Raw genomic sequence first — 15389 nt, 5'->3', positions numbered from 1 at the left:
ATGTTACGTATTGCTGATAAAACCTTTGATTCACATCTGTTTACCGGCACGGGAAAATTCGCCTCGCCGCAGCTGATGGTGGACGCGATCCGGGAGAGCGGCAGCCAGCTGGTGACGCTGGCCATGAAGCGGGTCGATCTGCGTAATCACAACGACGCCATTCTGGCGCCGCTGCTGGAGGCGGGCGTCAGCCTGCTGCCCAATACCTCCGGCGCCAAAACCGCGGAAGAGGCGCTATTCGCGGCCCGACTGGCGCGCGAGGCGCTGGGAACGCACTGGCTCAAACTGGAGATTCATCCCGACGCCCGCTGGCTGCTGCCCGATCCCATCGAGACGCTAAAGGCGGCAGAGATGCTGGTGAAAGAGGGGTTCACCGTGCTGCCCTACTGCGGCGCCGATCCGGTGCTGTGCAAACGGCTCGAAGAGGCAGGCTGTGCGGCAGTGATGCCGCTCGGGGCACCGATAGGCTCCAATCAGGGGCTGGAAACCCGCGCGATGCTGGAGATTATTATTCAGCAGGCAACCGTGCCGGTGATCGTCGATGCCGGGATCGGCGTACCCAGCCACGCCGCGCAGGCGCTGGAGATGGGTGCCGACGCCGTACTGGTCAACACCGCCATTGCGGTCGCGGACGATCCGGTGATGATGGCGCGGGCGTTTCGTCTGGCGGTGGAGGCTGGCGTGCTGGCACGCCAGTCTGGCCCCGGCGCCCGGAGCGTTGAAGCCCATGCCACCAGCCCGTTAACCGGCTTTCTGGAGGCGTTATCATGAAAACCTTTACCGATCGCTGGCACCAGCTCGACTGGGACGATATTCGCCTGCGCATCAACAGTAAAACGCCTGCGGATGTGGAGCGCGCGTTAAACGCCCGCCAGCTTACCCGCGAAGATATGATGGCCCTGCTCTCCCCCGCCGCCAGTGGCTATCTGGAGCCAATGGCGCAGCGAGCCCAGCGGCTGACCCGCCAGCGCTTTGGTAACACGGTGAGCTTTTATGTTCCGCTCTATCTCTCCAACCTCTGCGCGAACGACTGCACCTACTGCGGCTTCTCCATGAGCAACCACATCAAGCGCAAAACGCTGGATGAAAACGAAATTGCCCGGGAGTGCGCTGCGATCCGCGAGATGGGGTTTGAGCACCTGCTGCTGGTCACCGGTGAGCACCAGACCAAGGTCGGAATGGACTATTTTCGCCGCCATATCCCGGCGATTCGCCGCCAGTTCGCCTCGTTGCAGATGGAAGTACAACCGCTGTCAGAGGCAGAGTATGGCGAACTGAAAACGCTGGGGCTGGATGGCGTGCTGGTCTATCAGGAGACCTACCATGAAACGGTATACGCCCAGCACCATCTGAAAGGTAAAAAACAGGATTTCTTCTGGCGGCTGGAGACCCCGGATCGACTGGGCCGCGCCGGGATCGACAAGATCGGCCTCGGGGCGCTAACCGGGCTTTCCGACAGCTGGCGCGTCGATAACTTTATGGTGGCGGAACATCTGCTGTGGCTGCAGCAGCACTACTGGCAGAGCCGGTATTCAATCTCTTTTCCCCGGCTGCGCCCCTGCGCCGGCGGGATCCAGCCCGCGTCGATCATGGATGAACGCCAGCTGGTGCAGACTATCTGCGCGTTTCGTCTGCTGGCACCGGAGGTGGAGCTGTCGCTCTCCACCCGGGAATCCCCCGCGTTTCGCGATAGCGTCATTCCCCTGGCGATTAATAACGTCAGCGCCTTTTCAAAAACCCAGCCCGGCGGCTATGCCGATGATCATCCCGAGCTGGAGCAGTTTGCGCCGCACGACAACCGTCGCCCGGAGGCTGTCGCCGAGGCGCTCAGTCTGCAGGGATTGCAGCCGGTCTGGAAAGACTGGGACAGCTGGCTGGGACGCGCCTCGCAATCAGGCTGAAAAAAACGGTAATCCAGTGAAGTTATTACGAGGCGTCACGTAACCTCATCAACGGGCCGTTGCTGTAACGCGCCCGGATTTTTTACGCTTGTTTCGTCAGCAGAGGATGCTGACCAGGGCGGAAAGCTTCTTCCTCGTTTCGCCCTGCCTTCCCCATTCTGTAACAGTTGTAACCGGTTTCAGAATATGCAGGTTTCTTTGTGATGCTTCACACACAATCGTGGTAATGCGGTTGTCGTAACGGACAGTGCGGGATAATTATCAATAAACACATGTACATTGGGGCTGACTATGAAGAACATCGTTTTATGCTGTGCAGCGGGAATGTCCACCAGCATGCTGGTTCAACGCATGAAAGACGCCGCGCAGAAAAAAGGGGTCGACGTAACCATTAAAGCCGTACCGGTTGCTGAGTTTAAAGATGAAATCGCCGCAGCCGACATTGTGTTGCTTGGCCCGCAGGTCAAATATGAACTGAATAATCTTCATGCCCAGGCGGAACCGCTGGGTAAGAAGGTCGCGGTTATCGACATGATGGATTACGGCATGATGAAAGGTGATGCCGTACTGGAAAAAGCCCTTAAACTGCTGGAGTGAGCCATGGAAGATTTAGAAACGATTATTATGGAACTGCTGGTGAATGCCGGTGCAGCCCGTAGCTCAGCATTAACCGCGCTGCAGATGGCGCGTAAAGGTGAATTTGCCGAGGCTGAAAAAGCGATGGAAGAGTCACGGGAGTTCGTCAAACAGGCGCATTCCATCCAGACTAAATTGATTGGTCTTGATGAAGGCACCGGCAAGCTGCCGGTAAATCTGATCACCGTTCACTCGCAGGATCACCTGATGAACGCGATGGTAATTCAGGATCTGGCCGGGGATATGATCGAGCTGTATCGCCGTTTGCCGCTGGTGAACTAACACCGAACCGTAGGCCGGGTAAGCGTAGCGCCACCCGGCAACAACCGCACCAGACTGCCGTACATCAGACAAAAAAAAACCCGCCGAAGCGGGTTTTTTAATGGGCTGACTTAACGATTACTCGTTGTCAGAACCGCCCAGGCCTGCGTTCAGCAGCTCTGCCAGGCTGGCAGAGGCATCTTCAGCAGTTACCTGCGGTGCAGCAGGGATTTCGCCCGCTGCGCGACGGCGCATACGATCCTGGTGGTAGGCATAACCGGTACCAGCCGGGATCAGACGACCCACGATAACGTTCTCTTTCAGACCGCGCAGTTCGTCGCGTTTGCCCGCAACAGCTGCTTCGGTAAGCACACGAGTGGTCTCCTGGAACGATGCCGCGGAGATGAAGGACTCGGTTGCCAGTGACGCTTTGGTGATACCCAGCAGATCGCGTGCGTAGGTCGCACTGAGTTTGCCGTTCGCTTCCAGATCGCGGTTAGCAATCTTAACGCGAGAGTATTCAACCTGCTCACCTTCGAGGAAGTCGGAGCTACCGGCATTCACGATGGTGGCTTTACGCAGCATCTGACGAACGATAACTTCGATGTGCTTATCGTTGATCTTAACGCCTTGCAGACGGTAAACGTCCTGTACTTCGTTGGTGATGTAACGCGTTACCGCGTGTACGCCACGAAGACGCAGAATGTCGTGCGGTGCTTCCGGACCGTCGGAAACCACGTCACCACGTTCTACACGTTCACCTTCAAACACGTTGAGCTGACGCCATTTTGGAATCATCTCTTCGTACGGATCGCTGCCATCCAGCGGCGTGATCACCAGACGGCGCTTCCCTTTGGTCTCTTTACCGAAGGAAATAATACCGCTGATTTCAGCCAGGATTGCCGGCTCTTTCGGACGACGTGCTTCGAACAGGTCCGCAACGCGCGGCAGACCACCGGTGATATCTTTGGTACCGCTGGATTCCTGAGGAATACGCGCCAGAGCATCACCCGCGCCGATCTGAATACCGTCTTCCAGCTGGACAATCGCTTTACCTGGCAGGAAGTACTGAGCCGGCATATCGGTGCCTGGGATCAGAACGTCGTTGCCGTTAGCATCAACGATTTTCAGTGCTGGACGCAGATCTTTACCACCCGCGGTACGTTCTGCAGAGTCCAGAACCACCAGGGAAGAGAGACCGGTCAGTTCGTCGGTCTGACGAGTAATCGTCTGGCCGTCGATCATATCGGTAAAGCGAATGAAGCCCGCCACTTCGGTGATAACCGGCATGGTGTGCGGATCCCAGTTTGCTACGGTTTCGCCGCCTGCAACCTGTTCGCCGTCGCCTTTCGCCATTACCGCACCGTAAGGCACTTTATAGCTCTCTTTGGTACGACCGAATTCGTCGATCAGCTTCAGCTCGGTGTTACGGGACGTGATAACCAGTTTACCGCTGGAGTTCACAACCGACTTCGCGTTGCTGAGCTTGATGCTACCTTTGTTTTTCACCTGGATGCTGGATTCAGCAGCCGCACGAGATGCCGCACCACCGATGTGGAACGTACGCATCGTCAGCTGTGTACCCGGTTCACCGATGGACTGTGCCGCGATAACACCGATTGCTTCACCTTTGTTGATGATGTGGCCACGCGCCAGGTCACGACCATAGCAGTGCGCACATACACCAAAGTCGGTGTCACAGGATACAACGGAACGTACTTTCACGGAGTCAACAGAGTTCACTTCCAGCAGATCACACCACTGCTCGTTCAGCAGGGTGTTACGTGGAACCAGAATGTCTGCGGTGCCCGGCTTCAGAACGTCTTCCGCGGTCACACGACCCAGTACGCGATCGCGCAGCGGCTCTTTAACATCACCACCCTCGATAACCGGGGTCATGGTGATACCTTCGAGGGTGCCACAATCATCTTCGGTAACAACCAGGTCCTGCGCAACGTCTACCAGACGACGCGTCAGATAACCGGAGTTAGCTGTTTTCAGTGCGGTATCCGCCAGACCTTTACGCGCACCGTGCGTGGAGATGAAGTACTGGAGTACGTTCAGACCTTCACGGAAGTTCGCGGTGATTGGCGTTTCGATGATGGAGCCATCTGGCTTCGCCATCAGACCACGCATACCTGCCAGCTGACGAATCTGTGCTGCAGAACCACGCGCACCGGAGTCGGCCATCATGTAGATGCTGTTGAAGGAGACCTGCTGCTCTTCTTTACCTTCACGGTTGATTACCGTTTCAGTCTGCAGGTTGTCCATCATCGCTTTGGATACACGATCGTTCGCCGCTGCCCAGATATCGATAACTTTGTTATAGCGTTCGCCTGCGGTTACCAGACCAGACTGGAACTGCTCCTGGATCTCAGCAACTTCAGCTTCCGCTTCAGAGATGATCTCGTGTTTCTTCTCTGGGATGACCATGTCATCAATACCAACAGATGCACCTGAACGCGCTGCATAAGCAAAGCCGGTGTACATTGTCTGGTCAGCGAAGATAACGGTCGGCTTCAGACCCAGAATGCGGTAACAGGTGTTCAGCATTTTGGAGATCGCTTTCTTACCCAGCGCCTGGTTGACGATGGAGAAAGGCAGACCTTTCGGTACGATCATCCACAGAATGGCACGGCCAATGGTCGTGTCTTTCAGGCTGGTTTTCGCAACGAATTCGCCGTTTTCATCTTTTTCATATTCGGTGATACGCACTTTAACGCGCGCATGCAGAGAGGCCAGGCCAGCGCGATAAATACGCTCAGCTTCTTTCGGGCCAGTCAGCACCATGCCTTCGCCTTTGGCGTTAACACAGTCACGGGTCATGTAGTACAGACCCAGTACAACGTCCTGAGAAGGAACGATGATTGGTTCACCGTTCGCTGGAGACAGGATGTTGTTAGTAGACATCATCAGCGCACGCGCTTCGAGCTGGGCTTCCAGCGTCAGCGGTACGTGAACAGCCATCTGGTCACCATCGAAGTCGGCGTTATAGGCCGCACAAACCAGCGGGTGCAGCTGGATAGCTTTACCTTCGATCAGGACTGGCTCAAATGCCTGGATACCCAGACGGTGCAGGGTTGGTGCACGGTTCAGCAGTACCGGGTGTTCGCGGATCACTTCGTCCAGGATATCCCAAACGACAGCTTCTTCACGCTCAACCATTTTCTTAGCGGCTTTGATGGTGGTGGCGAGGCCACGCAGTTCCAGCTTGCCGTAGATGAACGGTTTGAACAGCTCCAGCGCCATTTTCTTCGGCAGACCGCACTGATGCAGACGCAGGTATGGACCTACGGTGATTACAGAACGACCGGAGTAGTCAACACGCTTACCGAGCAGGTTCTGACGGAAACGACCCTGCTTACCTTTGATCATGTCGGCCAAAGATTTCAGAGGACGTTTGTTAGAACCGGTGATCGCACGACCGCGACGACCGTTATCCAGCAGGGCATCTACCGCTTCCTGCAGCATACGTTTTTCGTTGCGTACGATGATATCTGGCGCAGCCAGATCCAGCAGACGTTTCAGACGGTTGTTACGGTTAATGACGCGACGATAGAGATCGTTCAGGTCAGACGTCGCGAAACGACCACCATCCAGCGGAACCAGCGGACGCAGATCTGGCGGCAGAACCGGCAGAACGGTCAGGATCATCCACTCTGGTTTGTTACCAGACTGAACGAACGCTTCCAGCAGTTTGATACGCTTGGTCAGCTTTTTACGCTTGGTTTCGGAGTTGGTTTCGTTCAGCTCTTCACGCAGCTGCTCGCACTCTTGCTCCAGATCCATGCTCTTCAGCAGGGCCTGGATCGCTTCCGCACCCATCTTCGCGTCGAATTCGTCACCGAACTCTTCCAGCGCGTCCAGATACTGCTCTTCGGTCAGGATCTGGTTACGTTCCAGATTGGTCATGCCGCCTTCGATAACCACATAGGATTCGAAGTAAAGAACACGTTCGATATCGCGCAGCGGCATATCCAGCAGCAGGCCGATACGGGACGGCAGAGATTTCAGGAACCAGATGTGGGCAGTCGGAGACGCCAGCTCGATGTGGCCCATGCGCTCACGACGCACTTTAGTCTGGGTCACTTCAACGCCGCACTTCTCACAGATCACACCACGGTGTTTCAGGCGCTTGTACTTACCGCACAGGCACTCGTAATCTTTTACTGGCCCGAAAATACGCGCACAGAAAAGGCCGTCACGCTCAGGTTTGAACGTACGGTAGTTGATGGTTTCCGGCTTTTTAACTTCACCGAAAGACCATGAACGGATCATGTCTGGCGAGGCCAGAGCAATTTTGATCGCATCAAACTCTTCGGTTTTAGTTTGCGCTTTCAGAAACTTTAATAAGTCTTTCACGGATTTGCTCCCGTCGGAGTTAGCACAATCTGGTGTCGGGAGTTATCCCGACACCAGTGACCTGTTTGAGCGAGAGTTACTCGTCTTCCAGTTCGATGTTGATACCCAGCGAACGAATCTCTTTCAACAGTACGTTGAAGGACTCTGGCATGCCCGGCTCCATCTGATGGTTGCCGTCCACGATGTTTTTATACATCTTGGTACGACCGTTCACGTCATCAGACTTAACGGTGAGCATTTCCTGCAGGGTGTATGCTGCGCCATATGCTTCAAGCGCCCACACTTCCATCTCCCCGAAGCGCTGACCACCGAACTGCGCCTTACCACCCAGCGGCTGCTGAGTAACCAGGCTGTAAGAACCGGTAGAACGCGCGTGCATCTTGTCATCAACCAGGTGGTTCAGTTTCAGCATGTACATGTAGCCAACGGTTACCTGGCGCTCGAACTGCTCACCGGTACGACCGTCGAACAGAGTGATCTGGCCAGAACTTGGCAGGCCACCCAGCTGTAACAGTTCCTTGATTTCAGACTCTTTCGCACCATCGAAGACAGGCGTTGCGATTGGCATACCCTTACGCAGGTTTTCAGCCAGACGCATCACTTCTTCATCGCTGAAGGTGTTCAGGTCGACTTTCTGGCAAACGTCGGTACCCAGATCGTACGCACGCTGGATGAATTCGCGCAGTTTCGCGACTTCCTGCTGCTGTTTCAGCATGGCGTTAATCTTGTCGCCGATACCTTTCGCAGCCATACCCAGGTGGGTTTCAAGGATCTGACCGATGTTCATACGAGACGGTACGCCCAGTGGGTTCAGTACGATGTCTACCGGCGTGCCGTTTTCATCGTAAGGCATATCTTCGATCGGGTTGATCTTAGAGATAACACCCTTGTTACCGTGACGACCCGCCATCTTATCACCAGGCTGGATCTGACGTTTAACGGCCAGATAAACCTTAACAATCTTCAGCACGCCCGGTGCCAGATCGTCGCCCTGAGTGATTTTGCGGCGTTTCGCTTCGAGTTTCTTCTCGAACTCGTGTTTCAGTTCGTCATACTGCTCAGCCAGCTGTTCCAGCTGATTTTGTTTCTCTTCGTCGGCCAGGCCCAGTTCCAGCCAGCGGTCACGCGGCAGCTTGTCGAGCTTCTCAGCTTCAACACCACCGGAAACCAGCACCGCGTAGATACGACCAAACAGACCAGCTTCAAGGATCTGTAGCTCTTCAGACAGGTCTTTCTTAGCCTGCTTCAGCTGCATCTCTTCGATTTCCAGCGCACGTTTGTCTTTTTCTACGCCATCGCGAGTAAAGACCTGTACGTCGATAACCGTACCGGAAACACCGTTCGGTACGCGCAGAGAAGAGTCTTTAACGTCAGACGCTTTCTCACCGAAGATCGCGCGCAGCAGTTTCTCTTCTGGCGTCAGCTGGGTTTCACCTTTCGGCGTTACCTTACCAACCAGAATGTCGCCGCCGGTCACTTCCGCACCGATGTAAACGATACCGGATTCATCCAGTTTGGAGAGCGCAGCTTCACCCACGTTAGGGATGTCAGCGGTGATCTCTTCTGGCCCCAGCTTGGTGTCACGGGAGACACAGGCCAGTTCCTGGATGTGAATAGTGGTGAAACGATCTTCCTGAACCACACGCTCGGAGACGAGGATGGAGTCTTCGAAGTTGTAACCGTTCCACGGCATGAACGCTACGCGCATGTTCTGACCGAGCGCCAGTTCACCGAGGTCGGTGGACGGACCGTCTGCCAGCACGTCGCCGCGCTCAACTGGCTCACCCAGAGATACGCAAGGCATCTGGTTGATACAGGTGTTCTGGTTAGAACGGGTGTATTTGGTCAGGTTGTAGATGTCGATACCCGCTTCGCCTGGGTACATCTCGTCTTCGTTAACTTTGATAACGATACGGGATGCATCCACGTACTGAACGGTACCGCCACGTTTAGCAACTGCAGTTACACCGGAGTCAACGGCAACAGCACGTTCCATACCGGTACCAACCAGCGGCTTATCAGCGCGCAGAGTCGGAACCGCCTGACGTTGCATGTTCGCACCCATCAATGCACGGTTGGCGTCATCGTGTTCCAGGAACGGGATCAGGGACGCACCGACGGAAACCACCTGCTGGGTGGAAACGTCCATGTAGTCAACCTGGTCGTTGCTGAACAAGCTGGATTCACCTTTGCTACGGCAGGTAACGAGGTCATCAACAAAGCGACCTTCTTCGTCCAGGTTGGTGTTCGCCTGGGCGATAACGTAGTTACCTTCTTCGATAGCAGACAGGTAGTGAATTTCGTCGGTTACAACACCGTCAGTCACTTTACGGTACGGGGTCTCGAGGAAACCGTATTCGTTCGTCTGTGCGTACACGGACAGGGAGTTGATCAGACCGATGTTTGGACCTTCAGGCGTTTCGATTGGACATACGCGACCGTAGTGGGTCGGGTGTACGTCTCGAACTTCGAAGCCTGCGCGCTCACGGGTCAGACCGCCTGGGCCGAGTGCAGAGATACGACGCTTGTGCGTGATCTCAGACAGCGGGTTGTTCTGGTCCATAAACTGAGACAGCTGGCTGGAACCAAAGAACTCTTTCACTGCTGCGGAGATCGGCTTGGCGTTGATCATATCCTGAGGCATCAGGGTATCCAGATCGCCCAGAGACAGACGCTCTTTCACCGCACGCTCTACACGTACCAGGCCAACGCGGAACTGGTTTTCCGCCATTTCGCCTACGGAACGGATACGACGGTTGCCGAGGTGGTCGATATCGTCCACTTCGCCTTTACCGTTACGGATATCGATGAGCTTCTTCATCACTTCGATGATGTCTTCTTTGCTCAGGATACCGGAACCTTCGATCGTGTCACGCAGCAGAGAACGGTTGAACTTCATACGACCAACCGCGGAGAGATCGTAGCGGTCTTCGGAGAAGAACAGGTTCTCGAACAGGCTTTCAGCCGCTTCGCGAGTTGGTGGCTCACCAGGGCGCATCATGCGGTAGATTTCTACCAGCGCGCTCAGACGATCGGTGGTTGGGTCGACACGTACGGTTTCGGACATGTACGGACCGTGGTCCAGATCGTTGGTGAACAGCGTTTCGATACGCTTGTGACCAGACTGGCTCAGCTTAGCCAGCAGATCCAGGCTCAGCTCCATGTTCGCTGGGCAGATCAGCTCGCCAGTAGATGCATCAACGTAGTCTTTTGCTGCAACTTTGCCAGCAATGTACTCAACCGGAACTTCGATGTGTTTGATTTCATCTTTTTCCAGCTGACGGATGTGGCGCGCAGTAATACGGCGGCCTTTTTCCACATACACTTTGCCGTTGGCTTCGATGTCGAACGACGCGGTATCACCACGCAGACGCTCTGGCACCAGTTCCATTTGCAGCTTGTTGTCGCGAATTTCAAAGACAACTTTCTCAAAGAACAGATCAAGAATCTGCTCAGTGGTGTAGTTCAGCGCACGCAGAATGATGGTCGCAGGCAGTTTACGACGACGGTCGATACGGACAAACAGGTTGTCTTTCGGATCGAACTCGAAGTCCAGCCAGGAACCACGGTAAGGAATGATACGCGCGTTATACAGTACTTTACCGGAAGAGTGCGTTTTACCTTTATCGCTGTCGAAGAAGACGCCCGGGCTACGGTGCAGCTGGGAAACGATAACACGCTCAGTACCGTTGATAACGAAAGTACCGTTGTCGGTCATGAGCGGAATTTCGCCCATGTAGACTTCTTGTTCTTTGATGTCTTTAACGGTGCCTTCCGGCGCTTCGCGCTCGTAGATCACCAGACGCAGTTTAACGCGCAGCGGTGCCGAGTAGGTCACGCCACGGATTTGACATTCCTGAACGTCAAATACCGGTTCGCCAAGGCGGTAGCTGACGTATTGCAGCTCGGAGTTACCGCTGTAGCTCTTAATCGGGAATACGGAACGGAAGGCTGCTTCCAGGCCGTACTGCCCTTCAGGATCTTGCTCGATAAACTTCTGGAACGAGTCAAGCTGGATAGAAAGGAGATATGGAATGTCCAGAACTTGTGGACGTTTACCAAAATCCTTACGAATACGTTTTTTCTCGGTATAGGAGTAAACCATAGGGTTCCTCAGCTCGCTGACAAGTCGACCCATCTGTCCATTGGCGGACAGTTTGTGCAACACCATTTTGTTGATCGGAAAATCGAACACTTTCCGCAATGCCTGTTGCTATCACGCTTAAACCATTTCATTGCGATTTACCCAGAGCGAGCACCCTGTCGCAGTATATTAAGTCGTCGATAGAAACAAGCATTGTCAGGACAACCAGCAGTCAAACAGTGTGAAACGCTACTGGCGCCTTACAGCGCAAAAAGGCTGGTGACCAAAAAGTCACCAGCCATCAGCCTAATTTCTCAGGCTGCAACCGGAAGGGTTGGCTTATTTAACTTCAACTTCAGCGCCAGCTTCTTCCAGAGATTTTTTCAGTGCTTCTGCGTCGTCTTTGCTCACGCCTTCTTTCAGCGCAGCTGGAGCAGATTCTACCAGGTCTTTAGCTTCTTTCAGACCCAGGCCAGTTGCAGCACGTACTGCTTTGATTACAGCAACTTTGTTCGCGCCAGCAGCTTTCAGAACTACGTCGAATTCAGTTTTTTCTTCAGCAGCTTCAACCGGGCCAGCAGCTACAGCTACAGCAGCAGCAGCGGAAACACCGAATTTTTCTTCCATTGCAGAGATCAGTTCTACAACGTCCATTACGGACATAGCGGATACTGCTTCAATGATTTGATCTTTAGTGATAGACATTTAAATTGTTCCTGAAAATCAGAATAAGTTTATACGTAAGCGAATACTTGATAAAGAGGGCTGCTATTAAGCAGCTTCTTTCGCATCGCGAACAGCAGCCAGAGTGCGAACCAGTTTGCCAGCCGAAGCTTCTTTCATGGTTGCCATCAGGCGTGCAATTGCTTCTTCGTAGGTCGGCAGGGTTGCCAGGCGATCGATTTGCGATGCCGGGATCAACTCACCTTCAAAGGCTGCAGCTTTAACCTCGAATTTTGCATTCGCTTTCGCGAACTCTTTGAACAGACGAGCAGCAGCGCCCGGGTGTTCCATAGAGTATGCAATCAAGGTTGGACCAACAAACGTGTCTTTCAGGCACTCGAAAGGAGTACCTTCAACTACGCGGCGCAGCAGGGTGTTACGAACAACACGCATGTAAACGCCAGCTTCACGACCTGCTTTACGCAGTTCAGTCATTTTATCTACAGTAACGCCACGGGAATCCGCAACTACTGCAGACAGCGCGCCTTTGGCTACTTCGCTGACTTCAGCAACAATCGCTTGTTTGTCTTGAAGATTTAAAGCCATTAGCTTTGCTCCTGGATGTTTGCCAGGGCTCATGCCCTGGAACTCACTTCACTCTTCCCAACGGGAAGAGCGTCTAAATACGGTGAGCAGAAACAAGCCAGAGTATCAAAAAATAATCTTAGCGTTCTGTCACCGTCTACGCAGGGGATTAAGCCTCTTGCGAGACACCTGCGGTCTTCGACGGAGGCCTGGATAGGCCAGGCTCCAACGAACAATTCGGTTACCCGCTAACCTGAGTTAGCAAACGTGGGCGAAGATTGTAGACAAATTCGCCGCCCACGTAAAGGTATTAGTTTGCAGCAGCGCTCAGGCCAGCCTGGTCAACTGCAACACCTGCACCCATGGTGGTGGAGATGCTAACTTTCTTGATGTACACGCCTTTCGCCTGAGTTGGTTTTGCTTTTTTCAGCGCAACCAGCAGAGCTTCCAGGTTTTCTTTCAGTTTGTCAGCGTCAAAGTCCACTTTACCGATGGTGGTGTGGATGATGCCGTTTTTGTCGTTACGATAACGAACCTGACCTGCTTTAGCGTTCTTAACCGCTTCAGCAACGTTAGGGGTTACAGTACCCACTTTCGGGTTTGGCATCAGGCCGCGTGGACCCAGAACCTGGCCCAGCTGGCCAACAACGCGCATTGCATCTGGAGATGCGATAACAACGTCAAAGTTCATTTCGCCTTTCTTGATCTGGTCAGCCAGATCTTCCATACCTACCAGCTCAGCGCCTGCAGCTTTAGCAGCTTCAGCGTTTGCGCCCTGGGCAAATACGGCTACGCGAACGGAACGGCCAGTACCGTGTGGCAGTACAGTTGCACCACGTACGTTCTGATCAGATTTACGAGCGTCGATACCGAGGTTTACAGCAACGTCAACGCTTTCAACGAACTTAGCGGTAGCCAGTTCTTTCAGCAGAGCGATAGCTTCGTTGATTTCGTACTGTTTGGTCGCATCAACTTTGTCACGGATCACGGACATGCGCTTGGTCAGTTTAGCCATTTCTTAGTCCTCCACTACCAGGCCCATGGAACGTGCAGTACCTTCGATGGAGCGAGTCATCGCTTCAATGTCGGAACCAGTCATGTCGGCAGCTTTGGTCTGCGCGATTTCCTGCAGCTGAGCGCGGGAAATTTTACCTACTTTGTCTTTGTTCGGCTTGCCGGAACCAGACTTGATACCAGCCGCTTTTTTCAGCAGAACTGCTGCCGGCGGGGTCTTGGTAACGAAAGTGAAAGAACGGTCAGCGTAAACAGTGATTACGACTGGGATTGGCAGACCTTTTTCCAGGGATTCGGTTTTTGCGTTGAACGCTTTACAGAATTCCATGATGTTCACACCCTGCTGACCCAGAGCTGGACCAACTGGTGGACTTGGGTTCGCCATACCAGCTGCAACCTGCAGCTTGACGTAGGCTTGTACTTTCTTAGCCATTCTAAAATCCTCTGATTGGGTTATAGCGCCTCAAGGAGGCTCCCCGTGATAAAATTCGTTTTACGGATTGCATCCATAAAAACAAAAGGCGCGAAATTGTATTCCAATCTCGCGCCCTGTGCAACGTTTAAATCGTCGCTTTTTTGATCGCTGCTTAGGCTTTTTCTACCTGAGCGAAGTCCAGCTCTACCGGGGTCGCACGACCGAAGATAGAAACAGAAACTTTCAGGCGGGACTTCTCGTAGTCCACTTCTTCAACCACACCGTTAAAGTCAGCAAACGGACCGTCATTAACACGTACCATTTCACCCGGTTCAAACAGCGTTTTCGGACGCGGCTTATCACCCACCTGCTGCAGGCGGTTCATAATCGCATCAACTTCTTTATCGCTGATTGGCGCCGGACGGTCAGACGTGCCGCCGATAAAGCCCATTACGCGCGGTACGCTGCGCACTAAGTGCCAGCTTGCGTCGTTCATCACCATCTGAACAAGCACGTAACCCGGGAAGAATTTGCGCTCGCTTTTGCGACGCTGGCCGCCACGGATCTCGACCACTTCTTCGGTCGGAACCATAACTTCACCAAACAACTCTTCCATGTTGTGTAATTTGATATGCTCACGCAGCGACGTTGCTACGCGGCCTTCAAAACCGGAAAACGCCTGAACGACGTACCAGCGCTTTTTAGGGGCTTCAGACATCTCAGAACCTCAGGCCAGTGATAAAGGATACCAGGCGAACCAGAATACCATCCAGTCCCCACAGGATCAGTGACATTACAGCGGTAACCGCAGCTACAATCAGCGTGGTGTGCAATGTTTCCTGGCGAGTCGGCCAAATGACCTTACGGACTTCCGTTCTCGCTTCGCGGGCAAAAGCGACGGTCGCTTTACCTTTGGTCGTCAACAGCGCGACACCACCCGCTGCAGCAATCAGAATTACCACTGCCAGCGCGCGTAGCGGCAGCATCATGTCACGATAAAGGTAGTTGCCCACGATTGCTACGATCAACAATACGGCTACTACTACCCATTTCATCGCTTCCAGGCCGCGCCCGCTCCCTTGAGCTTCGGTATTCGCACTCATAAACCAACCTGTCAGAAGTATTCTACAAACATTTTCACCCCGCGAGCGCGAGGCGAACCAAATCGAAATGCTAATTCGCTTTTCGGATTATACGCTCTCTGCAGAGCCTGTCTCAGCAATGATTATGACAAAAATAATCACTGATGAGCCAGGTTCTGATGTGAAAGCGTGCAAAAAGGGCATCAAATGATGCCCTTTTCATGCGCATTGCGTCAAATGTTATCAGCAATTAGCCGAGAACTTTAGCAACCACGCCCGCGCCAACGGTACGGCCGCCTTCGCGGATTGCGAAACGCAGACCATCGTCCATTGCGATTGGGTGGATCAGGGTAACAACCATTTTGATGTTGTCGCCTGGCATTACC

The 15389-nt window shown here is 53.7% G+C and carries 12 protein-coding genes and 1 pseudogene; 4 read left to right on the top strand and 9 right to left on the bottom strand.

Annotated features, from left to right (window positions below):
• The 4 genes from thiG to WFM46_RS15465 all read left to right on the top strand — a co-directional run bounded on the left by thiG (position 1) and on the right by WFM46_RS15465 (position 2819).
• Positions 1-771 (top strand): thiazole synthase, encoded by a 771-nt coding sequence (thiG, locus tag WFM46_RS15480; RefSeq protein WP_159340493.1) that lies wholly within the window; start codon positions 1-3, stop codon positions 769-771.
• Entirely contained in the window at positions 768-1901 is a 1134-nt protein-coding gene (gene thiH, locus WFM46_RS15475; RefSeq protein ID WP_336997962.1) for a 2-iminoacetate synthase ThiH, read from the top strand. The genes thiG and thiH overlap by 4 nt, the downstream gene beginning before the upstream one ends.
• Before the next feature lie 291 nt (positions 1902-2192).
• On the top strand, positions 2193-2498 hold the full coding sequence (locus tag WFM46_RS15470) for a PTS sugar transporter subunit IIB (protein ID WP_336997961.1): 306 nt from the start codon (positions 2193-2195) through the stop codon (positions 2496-2498).
• A 3-nt stretch (positions 2499-2501) separates the two neighbouring features.
• On the top strand, positions 2502-2819 hold the full coding sequence (locus WFM46_RS15465; protein ID WP_336997960.1) for a PTS lactose/cellobiose transporter subunit IIA: 318 nt from the start codon (positions 2502-2504) through the stop codon (positions 2817-2819).
• A gap of 117 nt (positions 2820-2936) precedes the next feature.
• Here the strand turns inward: WFM46_RS15465 and rpoC are convergent, their stop codons facing one another.
• The 9 genes and pseudogenes from rpoC to tuf all read right to left on the bottom strand — a co-directional run.
• Positions 2937-7160 carry a DNA-directed RNA polymerase subunit beta' gene (rpoC, locus tag WFM46_RS15460; protein WP_103177802.1) on the bottom strand — a complete coding sequence of 1408 codons (4224 nt, stop codon included), beginning with the start codon at positions 7158-7160 and terminating at the stop codon, positions 2937-2939.
• A gap of 76 nt (positions 7161-7236) precedes the next feature.
• Positions 7237-11265 (bottom strand): DNA-directed RNA polymerase subunit beta, encoded by a 4029-nt coding sequence (gene rpoB, locus WFM46_RS15455; protein ID WP_103177801.1) that lies wholly within the window; start codon positions 11263-11265, stop codon positions 7237-7239.
• 318 nt (positions 11266-11583) lie between these two features.
• Positions 11584-11949 carry a 50S ribosomal protein L7/L12 gene (gene rplL, locus WFM46_RS15450; protein WP_103177800.1) on the bottom strand — a complete coding sequence of 122 codons (366 nt, stop codon included), beginning with the start codon at positions 11947-11949 and terminating at the stop codon, positions 11584-11586.
• 66 nt (positions 11950-12015) lie between these two features.
• Complete coding sequence (gene rplJ / locus WFM46_RS15445) at positions 12016-12513, bottom strand: 50S ribosomal protein L10 (RefSeq protein ID WP_004097644.1); 498 nt, start codon at positions 12511-12513, stop codon at positions 12016-12018.
• A 289-nt stretch (positions 12514-12802) separates the two neighbouring features.
• Positions 12803-13507 carry a 50S ribosomal protein L1 gene (gene rplA / locus WFM46_RS15440; RefSeq protein ID WP_103177798.1) on the bottom strand — a complete coding sequence of 235 codons (705 nt, stop codon included), beginning with the start codon at positions 13505-13507 and terminating at the stop codon, positions 12803-12805.
• 3 nt (positions 13508-13510) lie between these two features.
• Positions 13511-13939 (bottom strand): 50S ribosomal protein L11, encoded by a 429-nt coding sequence (gene rplK / locus WFM46_RS15435; RefSeq protein WP_004097640.1) that lies wholly within the window; start codon positions 13937-13939, stop codon positions 13511-13513.
• Between the two features lie 154 nt (positions 13940-14093).
• The gene (gene nusG, locus WFM46_RS15430; protein WP_003862341.1) at positions 14094-14639 is read right to left on the bottom strand and encodes a transcription termination/antitermination protein NusG; all 546 of its coding nucleotides are present in this window, start codon (positions 14637-14639) and stop codon (positions 14094-14096) included.
• A 1-nt stretch (position 14640) separates the two neighbouring features.
• Positions 14641-15024, bottom strand: a complete 384-nt coding sequence (gene secE, locus WFM46_RS15425; protein ID WP_003862342.1) for a preprotein translocase subunit SecE — start codon at positions 15022-15024, stop codon at positions 14641-14643.
• A gap of 229 nt (positions 15025-15253) precedes the next feature.
• Positions 15254-15389, bottom strand: a pseudogene (gene tuf, locus WFM46_RS15420) (elongation factor Tu); the annotation flags it as partial.

It is taken from the genome of Leclercia sp. M50, assembly GCF_037150775.1.
Taxonomy (GTDB): domain Bacteria; phylum Pseudomonadota; class Gammaproteobacteria; order Enterobacterales; family Enterobacteriaceae; genus Enterobacter.
Note: the sequence above shows the minus strand (reverse complement) of the source record. Positions and strands in the feature narration are given on the sequence as shown.